The sequence below is a fragment of the Nostocoides sp. HKS02 genome (assembly GCF_009707485.1).
Lineage (GTDB): Bacteria > Actinomycetota > Actinomycetes > Actinomycetales > Dermatophilaceae > Pedococcus.
In genome coordinates this window covers 131,123-155,586 of sequence record NZ_CP046121.1, presented here as the reverse complement: position 1 = coordinate 155,586, position 24,464 = coordinate 131,123, and the positions used below count along the sequence as shown (strand labels likewise).

Here is a 24,464-nt window from a genome sequence, read left to right as displayed (position 1 = left end):
CTCAGAGCTCCTGGGCGAAACGGCCGGAGAGCCGGGCGAACACCAGCTGGCCACCGACGAGCGCCAGCAGGCTGGTCAGGACCGCCACCGCGGCCCACGCCCACATGGACGGCGGCAGCTGGCTCGATCCGTTGGTGGCGGGGTACCAGAAGCAGTAGTGCATGAGCTCGACCGCGGACGTGATCGGGTTGAGCTGGTACAGGATCCACAACCAGTGGGGTACGTGGTCGCGCACCTTGTCCCAGGTGTAGAGGACGGGCGAGGCCCAGGTCGCGACCATGAGCATGAGGTCGACGATGTTCTCGGCGTCGCGGAACAGCACATTGACGGCCGAGAACATCAGTCCCAGGCCCAGGGAGAGGATCCCCACGATGATGATGGCGACCAGCCCGGCGAGCAGGTTGAGCAGGCCGGGTCGCCAGCCGAAGGTGAGCGCGCCGGCAGTGAGGACGACCAGCTGCGGAAGCAGGTGGGCGCCGGCCACCCAGATCATCGAGGTCGGGAACAAGCTCACGGGGCAGGTAGATCTTCTTGACCAGGTCGGCATTGAGCACGACCGAACGCGTGGCGTTGCCGAAGATCTCGTTGAAGAAGTTGATCGCCACGATGCCCGCGAACAGGTACACGGCATACGCCGGGATGCCGCGGTTGACCGCCAGGAAGATGCCGAGCGCGACGTAGAACACGAGGAACTGCAGCCCCGGCTTGACGTAGCTCCACAGCAGCCCGAGCACCGAGCCGCGGTAGCGGATCTTCAGCTCCTTGCGCACCAACAGGCTGAGCAGGAAGCGCCACCGGACCACGTCGAGCAGTCCCCCGCCGACGCCGGGCTCACGCAAGGGGGCAGGGCGGGCGCGACCGCGCCCGACCCCACGGTGAGGTCGCTCATCGCGAGTCCGCCGTGCCGTGGATGGTGGCCTCCCAGGTCTGGGGCGAGGTGAACTCCGGCAGCGCGGCGCGGTACTGGGCGGCCAGGGTCGGCCACTCGCGCGCGAGGCGCCGGTGCAGCCGGGCGCTGCGCCCCATCAGCGCCCGCCAGGTGGCGCGGTCGCGCTTGTAGAAGCTGGCGCCGGACCCGTCGGCGTTCGACACCACCGCCGAGTCGAGCATCGCGAGCCGCCACCAGTTCGCGTCCATCTTGGGCAGGTAGACCTGCGGGGCCGTCGTCTGCGCGGCCTTCGCCGGGGCGAGGACCTGCTTGACCGCGACGGTGAGCAGCCACGGGAGCATGGCCGTGTTGGACGGCCGCTTGCCGCGCAGGGGCAGCGGGGTGCGGCCCACACCGGTGGGTTGCGGGAAGGCCTCGGGGTCGGCGCTGGTGCGCGCGTCGTCGAACTGGTCCTTCAGGCCCCGGGTGTACGGGATGACCGAGCGCAACCGCGCGTGGAGGTGCTCGGGACCGTCGAGGATGTCCTCGAGGGCCTGCAGTCGCAAGGTGGTGGCGTAGTACTGCATCGCGCTCGCGTGCCGCAGGTCGATCCAGGCGCTGTCGAGCAGCACCCGAGGCGCCTTCTCGCGCGGCCCGTGGAGCAGCGCGGTGACCAGCCGGTTGTGCTGGTGCAGGTAGGCCTGCCAGTCGATGGAGTCGTCCTTGTCGGTCCACGGAACGTGCCAGACACCGACCCCGGGCAGCGTGACGGTCGGGTAGCCGGCCTCCCCCGCGCGCAGGCAGAACTCGGCGTCGTCCCACTTGAGGAAGGCCGGGATGGCCAGGCCGATCTCGCGGATGACCTGGGTGGGGATGAGGCACATCCACCAGCCGTTGTAGTTGGCGTCCCAGCGGCGGTGCAGCTCGGGGCGGGCGCGCAGGTTGGACAGCGCGAAGTTGATCGGGGCGTGGCGGTCGATGGGGCCCCAGGTGAAGTCGGGACGGACGGCCTCGGCATACGCGTGCATCGTCGGCCGGTCGTACATGTTGAACATGTGGCCGCCCACGAGCAGCGGGCGACGGGCGAGGTCGGCGAAGGCCAGCGAGCGCAGGATGCCCTCGGTCTCGACGTTGACGTCGTCGTCGAGGATGAGCAGGTAGCGCGACCGCCCCGCGCTGAGCGTCTCGATCATGCTGCGGCTGAACCCGCCCGAGCCGCCGAGGTTGTCCTGCACCACGAGCTTGTGCTGGGGCCCCAGGTCGGCGGCCGCCTCGGCGTAACCGGGGGTGTGCCGCAGCGTGTCGCCTCCCTGGTCGATGACATAGACGGTGTCGACCAGGGCGCGCAGGTCGTCAGCGTCGGCGAGCGTGCGCAGCGTCCCGACGCAGAAGGTCTCGCGGTTCATCGTGGTGATCCCGAGCGAAACGGTGCCCGGCTCCTGCCCCGCGTGGGCCTGCGGGACCTGCACCGACCACGAGGCCTCGACCAGCTCGATCCCCTCGTGGCCCGAGGCCGCGAGGTCGAACCAGTACCAGCCGCCGTCGCCGAAGGGTGACAGCGAGAGGTCCACCGACAGGTGTTGTGCGCCGCCCGGCTCGAGGTCGTGCATCTCGACCATGTGGCGTATGCCGCGGGCATTGGACTTGTAGACGAGCACCGTGCCGTGGCCGCGGACCTCGACGTCGAGGCGGACCATGCGCGCATCGCTCCAGCGGCGCCAGTAGGCCGCGGGGAAGGCGTTGAAGATGGTGGCGAACGACACCCGGACGCCTGCCGGCAGCTCGACGCGTCGCCGGTCGGTGACGTAGTCGTAGTGGCTGGTGCCGAAGCTGTTGGTGACGGCGGTGCCCGGCATGGGCACCCCTCGGGTCCACCGGGCCTCCTCGACGCGCCCGATCGCCGCCGCGGCCTCGAGGTCGGGGGTGGTGTCAAGGTAGAGCGGCAGCGCCTCGATGTCGTTCTCGGGGAACACGACTCGGGCGACGGTGCGCCACGGCAGTGCCGTCGGCTCGCCCGGGGCTGCGACGTCAGGAGAGGCCTGGGTCACTCGTCCACTCCACCGCTGACCAGGGCCTCGCCGCGGTCGAAGTGCGGGCTGAGCTTGTTGTCGACCATGGACAGCGCGGACCCGATCGCCATGTGCATGTCGAGGTACTTGTACGTGCCCAGCCGACCGCCGAACAGCACACCGCGCTCGGCCTTGGCGAGGTCGCGGTACTTGAGCAGCCCGTCGCGGTCACCGGCAGTGTTGACCGGGTAGTACGGCTCGTCCTCACCCTCGGCGAACCGGGAGAACTCGCGCATGACCACGGTCTTGTCGCTCGGGTAGTCGCGCTCGGGGTGGAAGTGGCGGAACTCGTGGATGCGCGTGAACGGCACGTCCTCGTCGGGGTAGTTCATCACGGGCGTGCCCTGGAAGTCGCCGGTGGGGAGGACCTCCTGCTCGAAGTCGAGCGTGCGCCACCCCAGCCGGCCAGCGGAGTAGTCGAAGTACTTGTCGACGGGCCCGGTGTAAACGACCGGGACGTTGCCGACGACGTTGGCCTTGTTGACCGGCTGGCTGGCGTCGAAGAAGTCCGTCTCGAGCCGCACCTCGATGTTGGGATGGTCGGCCATCCGCTCGAGCCAGCGGGTGTAGCCGTCGGTCGGCAACCCCTCGTGGGTGTCGTTGAAGTAGCGGTTGTCGTAGGTGTAGCGGACCGGGAGGCGGCTGATGATGTCTGCCGACAGCTCCTCGGGCGAGGTCTGCCACTGCTTGGCGGTGTAGTGCGCGATGAAGGCCTCGTAGAGCGGGCGGCCGATGAGGGAGATGCCCTTCTCGACGAAGTTCGCCGGCGTGCGCCCCTCGAGCTCGGCGGCCTGCTCGGCGATCAGCGCGCGGGCCTCGTCGGGGCTGTAGGCGGCGCGGAAGAACTGGTTGATGGTGCCGAGGTTGATCGGCATGGGGTAGACCTCGCCCTGATGGGACGTGTAGACCCGGTGCACGTAGTTGGTGAAGGTCGTGAAGCGGTTGACGTACTCCCACACCCGCTCGTTCGAGGTGTGGAAGAGGTGCGCGCCGTAGCGGTGGACCTCGATGCCGGTCTCCGGCTCGTCCTCGCTGTAGGCGTTGCCGCCGATGTGGTGCCGGCGGTCGATGACGAGCACCTTGCGGTCGTGCTCCTGGGCGATGCGTTGGGCCACGGTGAGGCCGAAGAAGCCCGAGCCGACAACGACAAGATCCGCGTTCACGCACTCTCCTGGGGTCGGGATGTCGCGCTCAGGTTACACGAGCGCCATGACCCCTCCGGGCCCCTCTGGGACGCAGCAGGCCCCATGTGGTTGCCTTGACCGCGTGACCCTTTCGGAGGACCCGCCCACGACGAGCATCGGCGCGGCCGCGAGCCGTGGCGTCCTCGGTCGCGGCTCGCTGTACACGCTCGGAACAAGCAGCACCGGTCCTGGCCAACGCCGCCGTCACGCCTGCGGTGACGCGCCTGCTGGGCGTCGATGCCTACGGCGTCGTCTCGATCGGCATCGTCGTCATGCAGATCGGCATGATGGTCAGCGGTTTGGGGATGTCCTCGGTGATCACCCGGCAGGGCCTGCTCGGGCGCAGCGGTCAGGACGGCGCGCGGTCACTGATGGTGCGCGCCGTGACGATCACGAGCCTGCTCGTCGGGTCTGTCGTGCTCCTGTCGCCGCTGTGGAACCAGGCGCTCGCCACGGACCTACGACGGGCGGTGGTCATCGCCCTCCTGACGGCGGCCTGCTACGTCGCGGTCGAGGACTCGCAGGCGATGCTCCGTGTGCTGGACCGGCCCCTGCCCTTCGTCGGTCTCTCGCTGATCTCCACTCTGGGCGGCCCCTTGCTGGGGCTCACACTCGTGGCGCGTCACGCCACGCCGGAGCGCTACCTGCTCGGCATGCTGGGCGGCTACGCCGTGGCCGCCCTGGTCGGCCTCACCGTGACGCTCCGCAGCGGACCACACCACCACGAGGCCGGTGACACCCGCACGGCACTGCGGATGGGTCTGCCGATGCTGCCCCACATGGTGGCGATCTTTGCGGCCAACGGAGGTCTGCTCGTCGTGGCGGGCGCGCTGTTCGACCGCGCCCAGGTCGCGCGGCTGTCAGTGGCGATGTTGCTCGGCATGGCCCCCGGGGTGGTCACGGCGGCGATGAACAACTCCTGGGGGCCGACCGTCTACCGCGCGGCGCAGTCGGAGCGGGCCGAAGTCCTCGAGCACACCGCCGTCGACGTGGCCTACCTCGCGGCGACCATGGCCAGCGGGGTGTCGCTGCTGTCGCCCTGGCTGCTTCGGCTCGCGGCGGGGGCCGACTTCCAGCCCGCCCAGCTCGCGCCCCAGGTGGGGATCGTCGCCTTCGGCACGATCCTGTCCGTGGGATACCTCGGCAACGTGCACCTGGTGTTCGCGAGCGGGCGCACCTTTGGCTTGTCGATCACCACCCCCACCGCATTGGCGGTGGGGCTCGCGAGCGCAGCGGCCCTGTCCCAGCTGGACGTGCGGCTGCTCGCCGTCGGCTTCCCGGTGACGTATGCCGGGATGTTCCTGGGCGCTGGCTGGCTTGCTCATCGGGTGAGCGGCGTGCACTGGCACATGCGAGTGCTCGTGCCGCCCATGGTCCTCGGCGGTGCGATGTGCGCCTTGGGAGCCCTGCTCCCCACCAGTGGCGGGGTCTCCCTGGTGCGCATCGCGTGCGTGGTCGCGTTGGGCGCGTTCGCGCTCAAGCGCGTCCACCTCGTCATTCGCCGCTGACGCGGCGGGCGGTGGGCTCAGCGGGACTCGGTCAGTGAGGGGTCGGTGCCGGTCGGCGCGACCACGCTCGGCTCTGGCAGCGGGTCGAGCACGGGCACCCGACGCGGAAGCGGCTTCGGCAGGTGGGACAGCGGGTGTCGAAGGAAGTGCAGCGGGCTGATGCCCTGCTCGGTCTCCGTGGACCCCTCGGCGCGCGCTCCGAAGCCCAGCACGTTGCGGGCCTTGCGCAGTGGGCCCGCGGTCCAGTAGTCGACCCCGGCCCGCCAGGCGGGGCCGGTCCAGCCGAGGACGCGCACCAGCTCGTCGGGGGAAGGACGTTGTCCCAGCCGATCTCCGCGCGCGCCGTCGTCGTCGCCGCGGCGCCGTCGAGCTGCTGGCCGTGGAGCTCCGGCCAGGTCGCGGCGATCCACTCGAGCGACACGTTGTCGGCACCACCGAGGCTGAGGGGGTCGCCGTGGACCGCGACCTCGCGACCCAGGGCGGCGGCATACATGATCGAGGTCATGAGCCGGTTCGAGACGGTCCGCCGGTGCTCGGCGACCAGACGCAGGATCCGTCCGAGGAACTGCGGGTCCTCGCGCGACCCGGCTGTCACGACACGGTGACCCGCCTGCTGCCAAGCCGAGACCAGGTGCGGCCGGGCGACGTCGTCGTGGTGCAGGCAGACGGTGCACGCTCCCTCGGTCTCGCGGTAGTAGCGGGCAAGCAGCCCGTGGTCGCCGCCGACCTCGATGAGCCGGGTGCCGTGCAGCGGCATCACCAGGGTTCCTCGCGTGGCCGTGATCCCCAGCGCTGTCACCTCGGCGGACTGCGCGAGGTAGGCGAACGGCGCCCCGAGCGCGGTGGTCGGCCGGTCAGCCGCGTCCGGCGACCAGGCCCGCGACTGGTGGGACCACACGAGCAGCCGGCGACCGTCGTCGCGGCCGACGTCCGGGAAGTCGCCGAACTGCACGGCCAGCGGCGAGGACGTCGTCCAGCCGTGCTGGATCAGGCCACGCACGTGCTGCGGTCGCCGCCGCCCGGCATACGCCGCCAGGACCGCCGAATGTCCGTAGAAGTGGTTCTGGATGTCCACCGGCGGGCTCCTGGTCGATCGGGGTCGTCACGCAGGTCCGTTACTCTACCTAGCGCCAGGTAGCGCCCGGGTCCGTCCCGGGACCGCCGACGCCCGACCCGACGAAGGACCCTCCGTGACTGTTGACGTGCTCCTGCCGTACTACGGCGATGTCGCCATGATGAAGCAGGCCGTCGAGTCCGTCCTTCGGCAGCACCACCAGGACTGGGTGCTCACGGTGGTGGACGACGGCTACCCCGACCCCGACGTCCCGACCTACTTCGCCAACCTCGTCGCGTCGGACTCGCGCGTGGTCTACACCCGCAACGAGCAGAACCTCGGCGCAAACGGCAACTACCGCAAGGCTCTGACGTTCGTGAAGCACGAGCTCGCGGTGGTGATGGGTGCCGACGACGTGATGCTGCCCAACTACCTCGACTGCGTCCTGCGCACGCACGAGAGGTTCCCGCAGGCCCAGATCATCCAGCCCGGCGTCGAGGTCATCGACGAGCGCGGCATGGTCGGTGAGCCGAGCCTCGTCGACAGGGTGAAGTCGGTCCTCTCGCCCCGCGGCACCGGCACCCGCCTGCTCGCCGGCGAGGCCCTCGCGATCTCCCTGATGCGCGGCAACTGGCTGTACTTCCCGAGCATCGCCTGGCAGTCCGAGGCGCTGTTGCGCACCGGCTTCCGCGAGGGGCTGAACGTCGTGCAGGACCTCGCCCTGGCCCTCGACCTCATCAAGGCCGGGGGTGCGCTCGCCGTCGACGACGAGACGTGCTTCCAGTACCGCCGTCACCGCGAGTCGGACTCGAGCTGGCGTGCCCTCGAGGGCACCCGGTTCATCGAGGAGCGCGACTTCTTCAACGGGATGGCCGATGAGTTCGAGGACATCGGCTGGCACCGCGCGGCCCGGACGGCGCGGCTCCACCTCACCTCTCGGCTCAACGCCGCCACCCTCCTGCCCAAGGCGTACCGCACCAAACAGACCCAGGGTGTGCGGAACCTGAGAGACCACGTGCTCTCGCGCCCGGGTGGCAAAGGCCGCTGAGCTGCGGCACGCCGTACGCTGAACCCGATGAACGACAACCTCGTCCCCGGCTACGACGACGTCTGGCTGGTGGTCCCGCTCTACAACGAGGCCGCGGTGATCGCCGAGGTCGTCCGTACTGCGCGGCTCACCTTCCCCCACGTCGTCTGTGTCGACGACGGCTCCAGCGACGACTCCGCCCGCGAGGCTGAGTCGGCCGGCGCCAAGGTGGTGCGCCACCCGGTCAACCTCGGTCAGGGGGCCGCCCTGCAGACCGGGTTCGAGTACGCCCTGTCCGACCCGGGCATGCGCTGCGTGGTGACCTTCGACGCCGACGGGCAGCACCAGGTCGACGACGTGGTGGTGATGGTCGAGCGGCTCCGACGCGGCGACGTGCAGGTGGTCTTCGGGTCACGCTTCCTCGATGAGCGCACGAAGCCCAGCCCGCTCAAGCGCCTCGTCCTGCGCCTCGCGGTGGCCTACACCAACGCCACGACCAAGACCCGGCTCACCGACGCGCACAACGGCCTGCGGGTCATCGACCGCCGGGTCGTCCAGCAGATCCACCTCACCCAGGACCGCATGGCCCACGCCTCCGAGCTGGTGGCCCAGATCGGCAGCATGCAGATCGACGGTCACCCCGTGGCGTATGCCGAGGAGCCGGTCCACATCCTCTACACCGACTACTCGAAGGCCAAGGGCCAGTCCCTCTGGAACTCGATCAACATCCTCGCGGAGCTGATCCTGCGATGAACCTCCTGCTGATCCAGATCGTCCTCATCGGTGTCGTGCTGGCGATCGCCGGGCGACTCGTCTTCTCCCGGGGTGTCCGCACCCAGGCGGTCCGCCGGCTCGGGCTCGTCGGGTTCGCAGCCTTCGCGGTGTGGTCGATCCTGTTCCCGAGTGTCTGGAACTCCATCGCCCACCTGGTCGGCGTCGGCCGCGGCACCGACGTCGTGCTCTACGCCCTGGTGCTGGCGTTCCTGTCGTTCACCCTGACCAGCTACATGCGCTTCCGCGAGCTGGAGAACCGCTACACCCGCCTAGCCCGCCGCATCGCCCTCGACGAGGCCGCGCCGCCCCGGGACCCGGTGGCCGAGCCGGCATCCGCACCCGCACCCGCACCCGCACCCGAGGTTCCCGCGCAGGAGGCCGCCACCAATGACGACGCCTGAGGACTGGGACGCCGGGAGCGCGAGCTCCGACGACGAGGTCTACACCGTCGACACCCGCAGCCGGACCCTGGGTACGGGCCGTGCGGGCCGGGCGACCCGGGCGACCCGGGCCGGGGTCGCGGCCACCGCGGCCGGGGGCGCACGCACCGCCGACCGCCGACGGGGCGGACCCCTCTCCGGAGCCGGCCCGGCCCAGCCAGGCGCCTACGGAGGCGCGCAGGCTCGACCAGAGCCACGAGTTCGACGGCCGCGACGCCGCGGCCGCCTGGTCGTGGCCGTGGTCGCGCTGCTGGTCCTGGCGTGGTTGGCCTTCATGATCTGGGTGCCCTTCGACGCCTGGGGCCAGGTGGCGCGCGTCGACACCACACCCGCGGCGCAGCAGCCACCCCAGGGCAAGGGCCACGACTACCTCCTGGTCGGCAGCGACAGCCGCGCCGGGCTCACCGCCCAGCAGAAGAAGGAGCTCACGACCGGATCTGCCGACGGTCAGCGCACCGACTCGATCATCCTCGTCCACGTGCCCGCAGGCGGTGGCAAGCCCGCCCTCATCTCGATCCCCCGCGACAGCTACGTGCCGATCCCGGGGCACCACAGCAACAAGATCAACGCGGCATACGCCATCGGCGGCCCCAAGCTGCTCGTCGAGACACTGCAGAACGCCATGGGCATCCGGCTCGACGGCTACGTCGAGATCGGGTTCGGCGGCTTCGCCGGCGTGGTCGACAGCCTCGGCGGCGTCGACATCTGTGTGCCGTTCCACATGAACGACCCGCACGCCGGCATCAACCTCAAGAAGGGCTGCCAGACCCTCAATGGCAAGAACGCCCTGGGATACGTGCGGGCGCGGTACTCCGATCCCCGAGGCGACATCGGCCGGGCCGAGCGGCAGCGTCAGTTCCTCGCCGCGATCATGAAGAAGGCCGCGACGCCGTCGACCGTGCTCGTGCCGACCGAGTACTACGGGTTCACCCATGCGGCGAGCACCGGGCTGACCGTCGGCCAGGACACCACGATGTGGGACGTCCTGCGGGTCCTGCAGGCCATGCGTGCCATCTCGAACGGCCAGGGACTGTCGCTGGTCGTCCCGATCCAGAGCGTGAACTACCAGACCTCGGCAGGCAGCTCGGTCAAGTGGGACACCGCCCGCGCCAAGGCACTGTTCACCCTCCTGCGCGAGGACCAGCCGCTCGAGGCCCCGCCCGCCGGCACCGACGGCAAGCCCTCACAGGGCTGACCAGCAGCGCCGCCCCGCAGCGTCCGACCTCAGTGCGGCGGCCACCCGAGGTACCTCGGGTGCCGGGCGTAGAACCGCAGGGCGCTGCGGGCATGGAGCACGTGGCCGCGGTTGATCCGCCCGCCGCGCGAGTCGCCCCGCCACTCGTGCACCCAGCGGACCTGTGCGGTCACCGACACCGGCAGCCCCAGGGCCCCGGCGCGGACCCCGAGCTCGACGTCCTCCATGTAGAGGAAGTACTCCTCGGGCCAGCCGCCCAGCTGGGCGAAGGCCCCGGCTGACAGCGCCGTGGCTCCGCCGGCCACCCACCGCACCGGACCGCTCTCGTAGGGTCCGACGGGCCACAGGTAGCGCTGCATCGAGCCGGCCGGGGCCAACCCGCGGTGGGCGAGCTTGGCCAACAGGAACGGCTCCCCCGCGGGCCGCACTCTGGGGTGTGCCGTCGGGGAAGTCCAGGCGCGGCGTGACGATGCCACCGGTGCGGTCGATCTCCGCAGCCAGCGTCGGCAGGTCGGCGACGCGCACCCCGAGGTCGGGGTTCGCGAACAAGCAGGTAGTCGCCGCGGGCGAGGTCGGCACCCCGGTTGTTGGCGGTGGACAACCCGAGGTTGGTCCCCATGGACAGGTAGGTGTAGCCCTCGGCTCGGGCAAACGCCTCGACGCTGGGTTGGTCGGCGTTGTCGACGATGATGACCTCGACCTCGCCCGACCCGTCGAGCAGTCCACGCCAGTACTTCTCGAGCATCGCGAGACTGTGGTAGCTCACCACGACGATGGACCAGCGCACCCGGCCCGGGTGGGGCGCCGCGCTCTCGGCATCGGTCGCGCCGGCCGGCTCGGCGGCCTGCGCAAAGGTGCGCTGCCACGCCTCCAGCGTGGTCGCCTCCCGCGCCGCCGACCGGTATGCCGCGCCGAGCCGGGACCACGCGGCGACCAGGCGCCCGCTCACGGCGAGGGTCGACAGGGCGCTGGACAGCGGGTGTGGTGCGACCGCCTCACGAACCGCGGCCTCCTGGGCGCGGTGCCGGGCTGTGGGCAGGTCGCGGTGCAGCCAGGCCGGGCCTGCGAGGACGTCCTGGAGCGCGGCCCGCCGTAGCGCCAGGGCACCGGGCTCACGGCGCAGTGCGTGCCGCGCGCTGACGGCCAGCCACTCGGCCGCCAGCAGCCACGGTCGATGACCGAGGAGGAGCGCCGTGACGATCCGGTTGCGCAGCAGGAAGTATGCCGGCCAGGTTGTCTCGTTGGCCTTGCCGGTCCACGCGTCGTGCCAGACCGCCGCGCCCGGCAGGACGACGGACGCCACCCCAGACCGGCCCGCGCGGAGGCCGAACTCGACGTCGTCCCACTTGAGGAAGAACGGCAGCGGCAGACCGGTGCTGTCGACGGCCTCACGAGGAACCACGGCCAGCCACCACGGCTGGAAGTCCACCTCGCGGGCGGGACCCATCCACCGGTGGCGGGTGACCGGCTGGTCGGCCAGGTCGCAGTTCCTGGGGGTGCCGGACAGGCTGGTCCAGGTGAACCGGCGACGATCGAGCACCTCGCCCAGACGGTAGAGCACCGTCGGCCGCGCCGCGTCGAACATGTGGCCGCCCACAATGGTCGGTCGCGCGGTCGCTTGGGCGAAGGCCCACGCGCTGGCCAGGCCCTCCGGCTGGGGGAACGCGTCGTCGTCGATCAGCGCCACGTGCTCGATCGTGGGGTTGGCGAAGGCCTCGACGAGTCCGCGCGTGAAGCCTCCAGACCCGCCGAGGTTGCCCTGTCGGACGTGGCGGAGCCGGTCGCCGAGCCGTGCTGCGGCCTGGGGCCAACCGGGGGCGTCGGTCACGGGGACCGAGCCCTGGTCGATGACCACCACGAGGCCGACGACGTCATCGAGCACGCCGTCCTCGAGGGCCGCGGCGAGCACGTCGAGCTGGCGGAGCACGGCGTCGTGCCGGTCGAAAGTCGGCACGGCGACCGCGAGCGAGCGCGCGGGCGGAGCCACGCCGACGGCATACCAGCCGAAGCTCACCTCGGCGGCCTCGGTGCGGGCCTGGACCTCCGGCCACACCCAGCCGCCGCCGGCACAGGCGGACACCGGGACGTCGATGACCAGGTCGGGCGCGCCGGCGACGCCAGCCTCACCGGATGCCACAGTGCGCACCCGGCCCGCTGCGTCGCTGGCCACGACGGTGACGTCGACGGGAGCGGTCGAGCTGAGCTGGAGGCGCACGGTCTCCAGGGTCGTGAACCGTGCCCAGTAGCCCAGTGGGAGCGCCGCGAGCCATCGGTCGAAAGCCACCCGGGCCCCTGCTGACACGTGGGGGCTACCCGTGAGGGAGCGGGCCTGAGCCACCACGGGCTCGCGGACGAGCCCGCCGATCCGCACACTCACCATGCGGCCCCGAGCTCGTACCCCGCCTCCCGGAGCACCTCGCGGTTGGGCCGGGGGCGCGCGCGGAGGCCGTCGCGCAATCCCCGGACGAGTGCCGTGCGGAGCACCTCGCGGTCGCCGGAGTGGGCGAAGAAGCGCGCCCAGTTGACCACGGCGATCGCCACGCGGAGCAGCACCTCGGGGAAGCCGAAGGCAGCGCCGTCCCGGAACGTCCAGACCTTGTTGCGGACCTCGTAGTAGAAGCGGTCGCCCGGGTCGGCGGTGCGGGTGCCCAGCTCACGGGTCTTGTGGACCACCGTGGCGCGGGGCAGGTAGATGCCGGGGCTGCGGCGCAGGATCCGCGCAGTGAACTCGAAGTCGTCGTTCCAGATGAAGAAGTCCGCTGTCGGCAGGCCATGCCGGCGGATGGCGTCGGCGGTGACCAGCAGCGAGACGAAGCATGCGGTGCGCATGGGCCGACCGCCCGCGAGCGCTGCCGCGTGACGACGCCGGGCGCGCGCGAGGATCACGGGGCGCGGGATGTTGCGGTCCTGGTCGCGGCCATCGGTCCAGGTGACCCGAGAGGCCACGAGCTGGAGGTCGTCGGGGTAGTCCTGCTCGGCCGCCAGCAGCGCCTCGAGCGTGGTGGTGCTGGGCACGGTGTCGTCGTCCATGACCCAGACGAGGTCGGCGCCGTGCCGGTCGAGCGCCTGGGCCATGCCCGCTGCGAAGCCGCCCGCTCCCCCGGTGTTCGTCGTGAGCCGAACCAGGTCTGCCTTCGGGAACTCGCTCGCCACCAGGTCGGCAGAGCCGTCCGTCGACGCGTTGTCGACCACGACGACCGCGTCCGCGGGGCGGGTCTGGGCGGTCACGCCAGCCAGGCACTCGCGCAGCAGCTCGGCACGGTTGTAGCTCACCACGACAGCCACCACCCGTCGACCACTGCGCAGCGGTCCGGAGGGTGGCAGGGTCACGGGCCGAGCATACAGAGGCTGCTCTACCGGTCCCCCTCCACCATCGGCTGGTGCGCGCTCACATCCGCCGCCGCAGGCGCAGGTCCAGGGGTCGGCCGTCGGGGTCGTAGACGAGGCGATAGAGGGCGCCGGCCCACAGCCGGGTCGACCGGCTCATCGGCTTGTCGCGGATCGGCCGCAGCTGTCCCGGCGGCCGGTCCCCGACCTGCCCTCCGTCGTGCCAGCCCTCCAGCGCCGAGGCCGCCGCGGCGAAGGTGTCGAAGAGGTCAGCCAGGTCGGGCCCGGGCTCATCCTCGCGACGCCCCAGATGCTCGCGGGCGAGGACCTCACGAAGCCCCGCGGCATACCCCTCGTGGCGCACCGCGGCCGAGAGCTCGGAGTCGTGCGTCCACGAGCGGCGGTTGAAGTTGTCGGAGCCGACGGTGGCCCAGTGGTCGTCGATGACGCAGGTCTTGGCATGGACGTAGATCGGCGTGCCGGCGGCGTTCTCGATGCCGTAGAAGGCGACCCGCCCGGGCGCGACCTCCTGCAGCTGGCGCATGAGCCGGCTCCGCGCCACGAGGTTCGGCGGCTCGGACAGCCGCCCGTCCTGGTCGGGGAAGCGGGGCAGGACCGCGACCAGCCGAAGCTCGGGGCTGCGCCGCAGCGCGCTGGCGAACGCGCGGGCGACATCCGGTGACCACAGGTACTGGTCCTCGACGTAGATCAGGTGACGCGCCCGCCCGATCGCCTTGAGGTACCCGCGGGCCACGCTGCGCTCCCCACGGGGTGCGAACGGGTAGCCACCGAGGCGCCGCGGATAGGTGCGCAGCAGCTGGACCGGGTGCGGGCCGGTGGGCTGCGGGTCGGGCAGCTGGGCCGGCAGCGGCGTCGTGTGCACGGTGTCTCGTCGCAGCCGGTCGGCGGCCCATCGCAGCGGTGAGCGGCTCCCCCGCTGCGGGTCGTCCCACCGTTCGCGGAAGACCGTCTCGACGTCACCCACGGCAGGCCCGGTGATGCAGACCTGCAGGTCGTGCCACGGCGGTCGGGAGCCGTAGACCTTGGCCATCGCCTGGCGCTGGGGGTCGCCCTCGTGCCGGGCGTCGTCGCGCCGGCTGTGGCAGAGGTCGATGCCCCCGAGGAAGGCGGCGTCGCGCTCGGGACGCCCCGGGTGCCGCAGCACCACGAACTTCTGGTGGTGCGACCCGCCGACGCGCACGCGCATGTCGAGGACGACCTGACCGCCCGCTGCGTTCACGTCCCGCTCGAGGGTGCGGTTCTCGGCGCTCGAGAACGCGAGCCGGTCCCAGTGCGAGCGCCAGACGAGCCCGCGCACGTCGACACCCCGGGCCGCGGCCGCCCCGAACAAGCGCGGCCACCTCGCTGCCCGGCTCGTCCGTGAGGCGCTCGTCGGGGTCGCCTCGCCAGTCGGCGAACAAGCAGCAGGTCACCTGCCCGCATCGCCTCGACCCGCTCGACGAGCTCGGCGAAGTAGGTGGCGCCGTGGACGAGCGGGCGCACGAGGTTGCCCTCGGTCCACGGCGTCGAGCCGGTATGCCGCGCATCCAGCCTCGTCGCCGGGTTGCCCCGCTCGCCGACGCCCAGGAACCACTCGGTGCCGGTCACGACCCGATGCTAGACGGCGCGGCGCCGGGTGCGGTGCTGAGGGGTCTCCTCAGGCGTCACGGCGTCGGAGGGTGACCGCTGCGGCCGCCATGACGACTGCGGTGTAGCCGCAGAAGAGGGCGAACCCGGTCCACGGGGCGAGTCCCGTCGGATCGGTGTGCACGTGCGTGATGGCCTCGCCCGCGGCGTTCGGCAGGTACCTGCTGATCGGGTCGGCCCAGGACGACGGCAGGAACCGCACGATGATCGGGAGGACGAACAGCAGCCCGAACAGGGTGGAGATCCCGCCGGCGGTGTTGCGCAGCACCGCACCCAGGGCCAGTCCGAGCAGGCCCACCACGGTGAGGTAGAGCGCGGCGCCGACGACGGCCCGCAGCACGCCCGGGTCGCCCACCGATGCCTGCAGGTGCTTGCTGGTGAAGATCGACTGACCGATGAGGAAGGCAGCCAGCGTCGAGGGCACGGTGAGCACGAGGGTCACCGCGGCGAACACGATGGCCTTGGCCCACAGCACCGGTAGTCGGGTGGGCACAGCGGCCAACGTCGCCCGGATCATCCCGGTCGCGTACTCCCCCGTGACGAACAGGACCCCGAGGACGCCGATCGCCAGCTGGGCGAGGAAGACACCGGCCAGGCTGCGTGATGTCGGGTCGAAGCTCAGCGCTTCACCGGGGTTGCGCGGTGGCCAGTGGTTGACCGTGACCGTCGGGACGAGGACCGCCAAGCCGACGATGAACAAGCACGGCGGCCGCGAGGGAGAAGACCGTCGAGCGCAGCGACCGCGGCTTGGTCCATTCGGAGAGAATGACCCGCGCCTGGGTCACCGTGGTGGGCCGGGCGGCAGGGTGGCGCGAGGTGGTGGGACTGGTGGTCAGGGTGCTCATCGGTCGGCTCCGGTGGTCTCCAGGGCGTCATGGCCCGTCGTCTCGGAACCGTGGTACTCCACGGAGTCCTTGGTCAGGTCCATGAAGGCTTCCTCCAGTGAGGTCTGCTGGGCGGTGAGCTCCAGCAGCGTGATGCCCGCCTTGCCGGCGGCGAGCTCCGACCTGGTCGGTGCTCAGGCCGGTCACCTCGAGCGCGTCCGCGTCACCGGTCTCCACGGACACGTCGGGGCCTTGGAGGAGGCGTGCGAGGCCACTCGGGTCAGTGGTGCGCACCCGCACCCGGTTGCCCGACGAGCGCGCGATGAACTCCTCGACGCTGGTGTCCGCGATGAGCTTGCCGCGGCCGACCACGATGAGGTGCTCGGCGGTCTGGGCCATCTCGCTCATCAGGTGCGACGACACGAACACGGTGCGCCCCTCGGCGGCGAGGGACTTCAGCAGGTTGCGGATCCACCGGATGCCGTCGGGGTCCAGGCCGTTCACGGGCTCGTCGAGGATCAGCGTCTGGGGGTCGCCGAGCAGGGCGGACGCGATGCCGAGACGCTGCCCCATGCCCAGCGAGAAGCCGCCCGCGCGCTTCTTCGCGACCTCCTGCAGCCCGACCAGGTCGACGACCTCGTCGACGCGGCTTCGGGGGATTCCCGCGGTCTGGGCCAGTGCGAGGAGGTGGTTGAACGCGGTGCGACCGGTGTGCACCGAGCGCGCCTCGAGGAGCGCCCCGACCTCGTGCAGCGGTGCGCTGAGGTCGCGGTACGCCTTGCCGTTGACGCGCACGGACCCGGCGCTCGGCGCATCAAGGCCGAGGATCATCCGCATCGTCGTGGACTTGCCGGCGCCGTTGGGCCCGAGGAACCCGGTGACCACGCCTGGCTGCACGGTGAAGGTCAGGTCGTCGACAGCGGTCTTCTGGCCGTAGCGCTTGGTGAGAACTACGGCCTCGATCATGGGGATCTCTCTCGTCGTAGGGCGGCCCCTGCGACTGAGCCGACGGGCACGCCACAGGGTGCCCGACAATCCTGAGAAGCCCCTGTGACCGCTACGAGAGCAGCTGCCGGGCCATGACGACCCGCTGGATCTGGTTGGTGCCCTCGTAGATCTGGGTGATCTTGGCGTCACGCATCATCCGCTCCACCGGGAAGTCGCGGACGTACCCAGCGCCGCCGAGCAGCTGCACGGCATCGGTGGTGACCTGCATGGCGACGTCCGAGGCGTAGCACTTCGCGGCGGCGCCGAAGAACGGCAGGTCCTTGTCGCCGCGCTCGGACTTGGCGGCCGCGGCATACACCATCTGGCGCGCGGCCTCGACGGCCATGGCCATGTCGGCGAGCATGAACTGCACGCCCTGGAACTCGGCCACGGCCTTGCCGAACTGCTTGCGCTCCTTGACGTAGCCCACGGCGAAGTCGAGTGCCCCCTGGGCGATCCCGACGGCCTGGGCGCCGATGGTGACCCGGGTGTGGTCGAGGGTGCGCAAGGCGATCTTGAGTCCGTCGCCGACCTCGCCGACGACCCGGTCACCGGGGATGCGCACGTTGTCGAAGTGCAGCTCGCGCGTGGGGCTGCCCTTGATGCCGAGCTTGCGCTCCTTCTCACCGAAGGTGAAGCCCTCGTCGGACTTCTCGACGACGAACGCCGTGACGTTGGCCCCGCGGCGGCCGTCGGGGTCGGTGACCGCCAGCACGGTGTAGTACTCGGAGACTCCCGCGTTGGTGATCCACGACTTCTGTCCGCCCAGGACCCAGTCGTCACCGTCACGACGCGCTCGGGTCTTCATCGCCGCGGTGTCGGACCCGGCCTCGCGCTCGGACAACCCGTAGGAGAAGGTCGTGCGGCCCTCGGCGAGCGGGGTGAGGTACCGGCGCTTGACGTCGTCGCTCGCGGCCAGGATGAGCGGCATCGAGCCCAGCTTGTTGACCGCTGGGATGAGCGAGGCCGACGCGTCGACGCGGGCGATCTCCTCGATGACGATGCACGTGGCCAGCGCGTCGGCCCCGACGCCGCCGTACTCCTCGGGGACGTGGGGGGCGAAGAAGTCGGACGCCACCAGGGCGTCGTGCGCCTCCTGGGGGTACCGCGCCTCCTCGTCGACCTCGGCCGCGTAGGGCGCGATCTTGTCCTCGGCCACGGCGCGGACCGCCTCGCGGAGGGCCTCGTGGTCCTCGGAGATCTTGAACAGGTCGAAGGACGGGTTACCGGTGCTCACAAGGGGTCAGGCTACCGGCTGGTATGCCGCCGACCCACGGGTGTGCGATGTGGTCCCGCACACGTAACGGGTCAGCAGGTCGCGGGCGCGGCCCGCTCAGTCCGCAGGCTCAGAAGAACGACCGCACGGCATCGGTGACGCGCTGCTGGTCGGCCTCCGAGAGCTCGGTCGCGCACGGTAGCGACACGCCCCGGTGGAACAGCTGCTCGCCGACGCGGCCCCCGAGGACCGGGGCAGCCGCGAAGGGCGGCTGCATGTGGAGGGGGCGCCAGAGAGCTCGGGCACCGACCCCCGCACGGTTGAGGTGGTCGAGGAACTCGTCGCGGCCCCGTGGGTCGTCCTCTGGCGTGAGCACGGAGTACAGCCAGTAGGTCGCGTCGTACCCGGGAAGGCGCGGCGGGAGGACGAGCCCGGTGTCGGCGAGCTCGGTGTCATAGCGCGCGGCGATTGCGTGCTTGGCGCTGACGAACTCCTCGAGGCGCTCCAGCTGGGCGAGGCCCAGACCGGCCGCGAGGTTCGTGAGGCGGTAGTTGTAGCCCACCTCGTCGTGGAGGTAGCCGACGTCGGGCACCTTGGCCTGCGTGGTCAGGTGGCGGGCGCGCGCCGCGAGCTCCTCGTCGTCGGTGACGATCATGCCCCCACCGCCGGTCGTGGCAATCTTGTTGCCGTTGAAGGAGAACGCGCCCACACGGCCCACCTGGCCGGTGTGGCGTCCTGCGAGGGCGCCCCCGGACCACGAGGCCCCGAGAGACTCGGCCGCGTCCTCGAGCACCGCGACGCCGTGGCGCTCGCAGATGGCGAGGATGGTCTCGAGGTCGGCCGGTTGGCCAAGGACGTGCACGACCTCGACGGCCTTGGGCAGGCGCTCACCAGCCGCGACGCGTCGGTCGAGCTCGGCCTCCAGCAGCGCGGGATCCATGTTCCACGTGCGCAGCTCGGAGTCGATGAAGGTCACCTTGGCGCCGGTGTAGGCGATGGGGTTGACCGAGCCGACGAAGGTGAAGTCGGAGCAGAACACCTCGTCCTCGCTGGTCACCCCCAGCAGCAGCAGTCCGATGTGGATGGCCGCCGTGCCGGTCGCGCAGGCGATGGCGTAGCGGGCACCGACGCGCTCGGCGAAGCGGCGCTCGAACTCGGACACGAACGGTCCGACTGAGGACACGAAGCCTGACTCGACCGCCTCGAGGACGTAGCGACGCTCGAGCTCGCCGATGTTGGGCACCGCGAGCGGGATGGTGCCCGCGGGCCCGCGGGCCCCTGGCGCGTGGGCCTCGCCGGCCACCGGTCCGGTCGTGCTCATCGGTGGTAACGCCCGGCCGTCTCGAGGTCGACCCTGGGCCGGAGCCACTCAGCCGTGCGGGCGAGTCCCTCCTCGAGGCTGACCGTCGGCCCCCAGCCGAGCAGGGCATGGGCGTTGGACGGGTCGGAGAGCAGGATCTCCACCTCGGAACCGTCGGGGCGGATGCGCGCCTCGTCGGTGACGATCTCGGCCCGCGAGCCGGTGACCTGCTTGCAGATCTCGACGACCTCACCGACCGACACCGTGCGACCGGTGCCGAGCTGGATGGTGGTGCCGGGCGCCACGTCGGTGAGCGCGGCACGGACGAAGCCGTCCGCGGTGTCGGTGACGAAGGTGAAGTCGCGCTTGGGTGAGACCGCGCCAAGCCTGATCTGGTCGGCCCCGGCCAGCATCTGCGACAGGACCGTGGGGATGACCGCGCGGAACGACTGCCGCGGGCCGAAGGTGTTGAACGGGCGCAGGATGGTCACCGGGGTGTCGAACGACAACGCGTAGGACTCGCACATCTTGTCGGCGCCGATCTTGGTCGCCGAGTAGGGCGACTGGCCGCGCAGGGCGTGCGACTCGGTGATCGGCACCTGTTCCGGCGTGCCGTAGACCTCGCTGGTCGAGGTGTTCACCAGCCGGGGCGTTCCGTGGCGACGAACCGCCTCGAGCACGTTGAGGGTGCCGGTGATGTTGGTCTCGACGTACGAGCGGGGCGCCACGTAGGAGAACGGGATCGCGATGAGGGCCGCGAGGTGCAGGACGACGTCGACGCCCTCGACCGAAGCCATCACGTGCTCGGGGTCGCGGATGTCGCCGAGGACGACCTCGGCCTGGCCGTCGCGGACGGCCTGCTTGAAGGGTTCGGACTCCTCGAGCCACCCGGTTGACCCGTTGGAGTTGTAGAGGCAGAAGGCCCTGACGTGCGCACCGTCGGCGACCAGCCGCTCGACCAGGTGGCTCCCGATGAAGCCGTCAGAGCCGGTCACGAGGACGGTCTTGCCCTGCAGCGAGCCGGTCGGGGGGACGGGGGTCAGCTCAGCGTCGGTCACGCCTGTCCTTTCGCGCGGGCCAGGTCCTTGGGGGTGCCCACATCGATCCAGTCGGAGGAAATGGTCCACGCCGCGACCCGCTCGTGACGGTCGAGGCACATCTGCACCAGTTCCGGCATCGTACTGGGCTCCCCGGCGGCCAGGAACGCCAGCGTCGCCGGCTCCACGGCATACACCGCCGCGTTGATGTCGAAGGAGACCGTCGGCTTCTCCGTGACCGCGGTGACCAGCCCGACCTCGTCACGCTCGATGACCCCGAACGGGACCTCGTGCTGGTAGCTGCGCACGGCCATGGTGATCTGGGCACCACTGCTGGCGTGGTAGTCGAGCAGCTGGCCGGTGTCGAACTCGACCATCAGGTCGCCGTTCATCACGACGACCGGGTCGGTGAGGTCCGGGCGCAGCTCACGCAGGATGGTGAGCGAGCCGGCTGTGCCCAGCGGCTTGGCCGGGTCCTCGCGCAGGTACGTGACCGTGCACCCCAACCGACTGCCGTCGCCGAGGTGCTCCTCGATCTGCTCGGCCAGGTGGTTGACGCTGACGTAGATGTCGTGGATGCCGTCGCCGACCAGGTTGAGCACGATCCACTCGATGATGGACCGTCCGGCGACCTTCATCAGCGGCTTGGGCGTGTCTCGGGTGAGCGCCCCCAGGCGGGTGCCCTTGCCCCCGGCCATGATGACCGCCGGGTTGGGCAGCGGCTCGGCGCCAACCACGTCCGACAGGGTGTGCAGGCCGACGACCGTGCCGTCGGGGTCGAGCTCGGGCACGGCCGAGATGCGCCACGCGCGCATGAGGTCGAGGACCAGGGCGCGCGGCGAGCCCGCCGGGACGGTCTGAGGAGATCTCGTGGCGAAGGGAAGGGCGGGGTCGTCGAGGGTGGCGCCCCGCAGGAGCGCGCGGCGCAGGTCACCGTCGGTCAGCAGCCCGGCGAGGCGGTTGCCCTCGTCCGTGAGCATGCACAGCGACGAGGCCATCCGGTCGATCACCCAGGCCACGTCCCGCAACGACGCCGTGGTCGGGGCGCACGCCTGCTTCAGCTGTCGCTGGGTCATCCGTCCTCCACTGGGCTGTCGACGAACGGCTTGATCCGGGGCGAGCCCGGCGCCGCCCGAACGATATCGAGGATGCGCGTGCTCGCCTGACCATGACCGTAGGGGTTGACGGTCGCACGAGCGCGTTCAGCGCTCTCGTCGGTGAGGGCGGCTGCGACGGCGGCACTCACGGCGTCGTGGCCCTCCGCCGCGTCGAGGACGTTGTCGCCGCTCAGTCGACCCCGCTGCCGGTCACCGATGTTGACGGCGGGTCGGTGCACCGAGGCCGCCTCGATGACACCGGAGGACGAGTTGCCCACGACGACGTCCACGCTCGCGAGAACCTTCGGGTAGCGAGCGCCGAGGGCCTCGACGAGCACGACGCGGGGGTCGGCGGCGGCAGCCGTCGCGAGCGCAGCGATGATCTCGTCCCGGCCGGTATCCATGCCCGGATAGGTGGCCACCACCGTGCCGCAGTGCTCCAGGGTGGCGGCGAGCGCCTCGGCGGCCCACCGACCGACCGGGACGCCGCCGTCGGCCGTCGGGGGGTGGTACGTGAACAGCGCCACGGGCCGCTGCACCTCGACCCCCAGCAGCTGGCCCAGCTCGGCATCGGACAACGGCTCCAGCTGGCCGAGCCGGTCGAGGCCGGGAGCCCCGGTCACGTGCACGCGCTGCGCGGGCTCACCCATCTGGCGCAGCCGTCGAGCTGCGTCGGGCGAGGCCACACAGTGCTGGTCGGCGAGCTTGGTCACGGCGTGCCGGACGCGCTCGTCGACGGCCCCCTCGGTGACCTCCCCGCCGTGCAGGTGGACGATCGCCACGGCGTCGAGGAACGCGGCGGGCACGACGTAGAGGAGCTCCCAGCGGTCACCGAGCACGACGAGGACCTGGGGCGCCAGCTGCCGCAGCAGAGCGCCCATGCCCGCGGCGAGCAGGGGGCCGTGGTCGAGCATGGTGTCGGCGGTGACGGTGGCCAGGGGCTGCGCCAGCGCATGGATCTGGCCCGCCCACTGCTCGGCCGGCTTGGTGGCCGGCATCGCCGCGGCCAGCTCCGCCGGAGAGTAGGCGACCCCGGTGAGGATCTGGAGATCGATGTCCTCGGCGGCGTCGAGCACGACGAGCACCTCCGAGAGCGGGCCGAGGTCGGCCCTGGTGCCCACGAACACGGCGACGCGCAGCGGAGCGCCGCCGCTCATCGCTCGGCGGCCCGGCCCTCGGCCGGAACGAGGTCGTCGACGGTCACAGGGGCGCCCGCAGCAACGTCTCGAGCCAGGGCCCGCCCCCGGATGTCGACCGCCGGGCTGACGCCGCCCTCAGGACGCAACAGGCTCAGGTCTGCCTCGCTGAGGACCGAGCCCGCGGGCATGGCACGCGCCGCGTGCCAGCTGCGGCGCACCAGCGCGGCGTTCTCGACCTCACTCGGCATACGCCGCTTGCGCCCGTCACCGAGGCCACGGGCGAGCACCTTGGTCTGCGCCACGTAGTCGGCCAGCTCATCGGGCTCGAGGGAGGCCTTGTGATCCGGGCCGGGCAGGGTGCGGTCGGTGGTGTAGTGCTTCTCGAGGATGCTCGCGCCCAGGGCGACGGCGCCCAGCGCCGTCGTGAGTCCTGGCGTGTGGTCCGACCAGCCCACCGGCACCCCGTGGGCCTGCGCCATCGCGGGGATCGCCCGCAGGTTGCACTCCTCGATCGGTGCCGGGTAGGCCGACACGCAGTGGAACAGGATCAGCCCCGGAGCCCCGTCGCAGGCCTCGACCGCCTGGCTCACCTCCTCGGCCGTACCCATGCCCGAGGAGACCAGCAGGGTGACGCCGAGCTTGGCGAGCGCCCGCAGGTACGGGACATTCGTGAGCTCGCCCGAGGAGACCTTCAGCGCCGGCAACCCCAGGTCGACCAGGAGGCGGGCGCTGTCCATGTCGAACGGAGTGGACAGGAAGGTGATGCCCCGCTCGCGGGCGTGGCTCTGGAGCTCCGCCCAGGCCGAGTTCGGCAGCGTCAGCGCATCGAGCAGCGAGCGCTGGTCGGCGGCTCCACCACGTTCGAGCTGGTAGGGCGTGCTCGCGGCTGCGGAGGAGACCAGCTTGGCAGGGTCGAAGGTCTGGAACTTCACGGCATCGGCACCCGAGTCGGCGGCGACGTCGACGAGCTCGTGGGCGAGGCGCAGCTCACCGTTGTGGTTGACCCCGGCCTCGGCGATGACGTAGACGTCCTCCTCGGAGGGGATCTGCCGTCCGGCGATGTCAGCGGTGCGCATCGGACCTCTCTTCGGAGTCTGGCGTGTCGGGGCGTGGTCTCGCGGCCGGGCGTGCCACCAACGGGCCCGCTGGCACGCCCACGACGGTGTGCCCGCCAGGAACATCCTCTCGCACCACGGCACCCGCACCGACAACCGCGTCGTCGCCGACCGAGACCCCGGGAAGGATACGCGCCCCGGCCCCGATCATGGCCCGGCGGCCGATCGAGCACCCGCCGAGGACCGTGGCGCCCGGTGCGACGTGGGCTCCGTCCCCCACGACACAGTCGTGCTCGACCACCGCGGCCGTGTTGACGATGACGGCCCGCCCCAGAACCGACGCGGGCCCGACGTGCGCATGCTCCAACACGACGGTGGCAAAGCCGACGCGCGCATCCGTGGCCACGGTCGCCGTGCGGCCGAGGACCGGCGGGGCCGACGACTCCAGATCGCCCAAGCTGGCCCAGATCCGTTCGCGAGCCTGGTTCGCGCCCACTCCCAGGGCAATCAGGTGCCCTCCGGCGCGCGCAAGCTCCAGGGCCTCGTCATCGCCGGAGATCACGGGAACGGCCCACGTGCTTCCTCGGGGCGAGCCCGCCACGGCGGCCAGCTGGGCGCCTCCGCGCCGGAGCACGTCTGCCACACTGAGGGCGTGGCCGCTGGCGCCCAGCATCACCCACTGGCGGGCAGCGCGGCCGGATGCGGGGGCTGTCATG

21 protein-coding genes and 2 pseudogenes are annotated in these 24,464 nt (G+C 71.2%); 5 read left to right on the top strand and 18 right to left on the bottom strand.

Annotated features, from left to right (window positions below; all coding sequences use genetic code 11):
- Window position 1: 1 nt before the first annotated feature.
- The 3 genes and pseudogenes from GKE56_RS00715 to glf all read right to left on the bottom strand — a co-directional run bounded on the left by GKE56_RS00715 (window position 2) and on the right by glf (window position 4,100).
- A pseudogene (locus GKE56_RS00715) lies at window positions 2–839 on the bottom strand (ABC transporter permease).
- A gap of 46 nt (window positions 840–885) precedes the next feature.
- Window positions 886–2,916 (bottom strand): glycosyltransferase, encoded by a 2,031-nt coding sequence (locus tag GKE56_RS00710; protein WP_154682927.1) that lies wholly within the window; start codon window positions 2,914–2,916, stop codon window positions 886–888.
- On the bottom strand, window positions 2,913–4,100 hold the full coding sequence (gene glf / locus GKE56_RS00705) for a UDP-galactopyranose mutase (RefSeq protein ID WP_154682926.1): 1,188 nt from the start codon (window positions 4,098–4,100) through the stop codon (window positions 2,913–2,915). Before glf ends, GKE56_RS00710 begins: the two co-directional genes overlap by 4 nt.
- 236 nt (window positions 4,101–4,336) lie before the next feature.
- On the opposite strand from glf, the gene GKE56_RS00700 reads away from it, so the two are divergent.
- Entirely contained in the window at window positions 4,337–5,629 is a 1,293-nt protein-coding gene (locus GKE56_RS00700) for a lipopolysaccharide biosynthesis protein (protein WP_195908197.1), read from the top strand.
- A 31-nt stretch (window positions 5,630–5,660) separates the two neighbouring features.
- Here the strand turns inward: GKE56_RS00700 and GKE56_RS00695 are convergent, their stop codons facing one another.
- A complete protein-coding gene (locus GKE56_RS00695; RefSeq protein WP_154682924.1) occupies window positions 5,661–6,704 on the bottom strand; it encodes a hypothetical protein in 1,044 nt (347 codons plus the stop codon).
- A gap of 115 nt (window positions 6,705–6,819) precedes the next feature.
- Here GKE56_RS00695 and GKE56_RS00690 point away from each other — a divergent pair, with 115 nt between their 5' ends.
- From GKE56_RS00690 to GKE56_RS00675, 4 genes are read left to right on the top strand one after another with little or no spacing between them, the layout of a single operon-like run.
- Window positions 6,820–7,731 carry a glycosyltransferase gene (locus tag GKE56_RS00690; protein WP_154682923.1) on the top strand — a complete coding sequence of 304 codons (912 nt, stop codon included), beginning with the start codon at window positions 6,820–6,822 and terminating at the stop codon, window positions 7,729–7,731.
- 27 nt (window positions 7,732–7,758) lie between these two features.
- On the top strand, window positions 7,759–8,463 hold the full coding sequence (locus GKE56_RS00685; protein WP_154682922.1) for a glycosyltransferase family 2 protein: 705 nt from the start codon (window positions 7,759–7,761) through the stop codon (window positions 8,461–8,463).
- Window positions 8,460–8,885, top strand: a complete 426-nt coding sequence (locus GKE56_RS00680) for a DUF2304 domain-containing protein (protein WP_154682921.1) — start codon at window positions 8,460–8,462, stop codon at window positions 8,883–8,885. The genes GKE56_RS00685 and GKE56_RS00680 overlap by 4 nt, the downstream gene beginning before the upstream one ends.
- Window positions 8,872–10,119, top strand: coding sequence for an LCP family protein (locus tag GKE56_RS00675; protein WP_154682920.1), 1,248 nt, complete (start codon window positions 8,872–8,874; stop codon window positions 10,117–10,119). The genes GKE56_RS00680 and GKE56_RS00675 overlap by 14 nt, the downstream gene beginning before the upstream one ends.
- Window positions 10,120–10,148: 29 nt before the next feature.
- On the opposite strand, the gene GKE56_RS00670 is transcribed toward GKE56_RS00675, so the two are convergent.
- The 14 genes and pseudogenes from GKE56_RS00670 to GKE56_RS00610 all read right to left on the bottom strand — a co-directional run bounded on the left by GKE56_RS00670 (window position 10,149) and on the right by GKE56_RS00610 (window position 24,463).
- Entirely contained in the window at window positions 10,149–10,292 is a 144-nt protein-coding gene (locus GKE56_RS00670) for a hypothetical protein (RefSeq protein ID WP_154682919.1), read from the bottom strand.
- Entirely contained in the window at window positions 10,289–12,499 is a 2,211-nt protein-coding gene (locus GKE56_RS00665) for a glycosyltransferase (RefSeq protein ID WP_154682918.1), read from the bottom strand. The genes GKE56_RS00670 and GKE56_RS00665 overlap by 4 nt, the downstream gene beginning before the upstream one ends.
- Window positions 12,493–13,449: a glycosyltransferase gene (locus tag GKE56_RS00660; protein ID WP_304650405.1), complete on the bottom strand. Its 957-nt coding sequence runs from the start codon at window positions 13,447–13,449 to the stop codon at window positions 12,493–12,495. The genes GKE56_RS00665 and GKE56_RS00660 overlap by 7 nt, the downstream gene beginning before the upstream one ends.
- A 58-nt stretch (window positions 13,450–13,507) precedes the next feature.
- Window positions 13,508–14,797, bottom strand: coding sequence for a phospholipase D family protein (locus GKE56_RS00655; RefSeq protein ID WP_230209079.1), 1,290 nt, complete (start codon window positions 14,795–14,797; stop codon window positions 13,508–13,510).
- Between the two features lie 306 nt (window positions 14,798–15,103).
- Window positions 15,104–15,778: an ABC transporter permease subunit gene (locus GKE56_RS00650; RefSeq protein WP_230209078.1), complete on the bottom strand. Its 675-nt coding sequence runs from the start codon at window positions 15,776–15,778 to the stop codon at window positions 15,104–15,106.
- Window positions 15,720–15,938, bottom strand: a complete 219-nt coding sequence (locus GKE56_RS17035) for a hypothetical protein (RefSeq protein ID WP_230209077.1) — start codon at window positions 15,936–15,938, stop codon at window positions 15,720–15,722. The genes GKE56_RS00650 and GKE56_RS17035 overlap by 59 nt, the downstream gene beginning before the upstream one ends.
- Window positions 15,935–16,883, bottom strand: a pseudogene (locus tag GKE56_RS00645) (ABC transporter ATP-binding protein). The gene GKE56_RS17035 and the pseudogene GKE56_RS00645 overlap by 4 nt, the downstream one beginning before the upstream one ends.
- Window positions 16,884–16,974: 91 nt before the next feature.
- On the bottom strand, window positions 16,975–18,141 hold the full coding sequence (locus GKE56_RS00640; protein WP_154682917.1) for an acyl-CoA dehydrogenase family protein: 1,167 nt from the start codon (window positions 18,139–18,141) through the stop codon (window positions 16,975–16,977).
- Window positions 18,142–18,250: 109 nt separating this feature from the next.
- Window positions 18,251–19,441 (bottom strand): DegT/DnrJ/EryC1/StrS family aminotransferase, encoded by a 1,191-nt coding sequence (locus GKE56_RS00635; RefSeq protein ID WP_154682916.1) that lies wholly within the window; start codon window positions 19,439–19,441, stop codon window positions 18,251–18,253.
- On the bottom strand, window positions 19,438–20,478 hold the full coding sequence (locus GKE56_RS00630; RefSeq protein WP_154682915.1) for an SDR family NAD(P)-dependent oxidoreductase: 1,041 nt from the start codon (window positions 20,476–20,478) through the stop codon (window positions 19,438–19,440). Before GKE56_RS00630 ends, GKE56_RS00635 begins: the two co-directional genes overlap by 4 nt.
- A complete protein-coding gene (locus tag GKE56_RS00625; protein ID WP_154682914.1) occupies window positions 20,475–21,533 on the bottom strand; it encodes a nucleotidyltransferase family protein in 1,059 nt (352 codons plus the stop codon). The genes GKE56_RS00630 and GKE56_RS00625 overlap by 4 nt, the downstream gene beginning before the upstream one ends.
- Window positions 21,530–22,711, bottom strand: a complete 1,182-nt coding sequence (gene neuC / locus GKE56_RS00620) for a UDP-N-acetylglucosamine 2-epimerase (protein ID WP_154682913.1) — start codon at window positions 22,709–22,711, stop codon at window positions 21,530–21,532. The genes GKE56_RS00625 and neuC overlap by 4 nt, the downstream gene beginning before the upstream one ends.
- Window positions 22,708–23,769: an N-acetylneuraminate synthase family protein gene (locus GKE56_RS00615; protein ID WP_154682912.1), complete on the bottom strand. Its 1,062-nt coding sequence runs from the start codon at window positions 23,767–23,769 to the stop codon at window positions 22,708–22,710. The genes neuC and GKE56_RS00615 overlap by 4 nt, the downstream gene beginning before the upstream one ends.
- Window positions 23,756–24,463 (bottom strand): NeuD/PglB/VioB family sugar acetyltransferase, encoded by a 708-nt coding sequence (locus tag GKE56_RS00610; protein ID WP_230209076.1) that lies wholly within the window; start codon window positions 24,461–24,463, stop codon window positions 23,756–23,758. The genes GKE56_RS00615 and GKE56_RS00610 overlap by 14 nt, the downstream gene beginning before the upstream one ends.
- Window position 24,464 lies beyond the last annotated feature (1 nt).

Coding starts and splice junctions, on each gene's coding strand:
- GKE56_RS00680 (WP_154682921.1), top strand. CDS start 8,460: ATGAACCTCCTGCTGATCCAGATCGTCCTCATCGGTGTCGTGCTGGCG.
- GKE56_RS00610 (WP_230209076.1), bottom strand. CDS start 24,463: ATGACAGCCCCCGCATCCGGCCGCGCTGCCCGCCAGTGGGTGATGCTG.
- GKE56_RS17035 (WP_230209077.1), bottom strand. CDS start 15,938: ATGAGCACCCTGACCACCAGTCCCACCACCTCGCGCCACCCTGCCGCC.
- GKE56_RS00665 (WP_154682918.1), bottom strand. CDS start 12,499: ATGGTGAGTGTGCGGATCGGCGGGCTCGTCCGCGAGCCCGTGGTGGCT.
- GKE56_RS00615 (WP_154682912.1), bottom strand. CDS start 23,769: ATGCGCACCGCTGACATCGCCGGACGGCAGATCCCCTCCGAGGAGGAC.
- GKE56_RS00685 (WP_154682922.1), top strand. CDS start 7,759: ATGAACGACAACCTCGTCCCCGGCTACGACGACGTCTGGCTGGTGGTC.
- GKE56_RS00625 (WP_154682914.1), bottom strand. CDS start 21,533: ATGACCCAGCGACAGCTGAAGCAGGCGTGCGCCCCGACCACGGCGTCG.
- GKE56_RS00675 (WP_154682920.1), top strand. CDS start 8,872: ATGACGACGCCTGAGGACTGGGACGCCGGGAGCGCGAGCTCCGACGAC.
- neuC (WP_154682913.1), bottom strand. CDS start 22,711: ATGAGCGGCGGCGCTCCGCTGCGCGTCGCCGTGTTCGTGGGCACCAGG.
- GKE56_RS00635 (WP_154682916.1), bottom strand. CDS start 19,441: ATGAGCACGACCGGACCGGTGGCCGGCGAGGCCCACGCGCCAGGGGCC.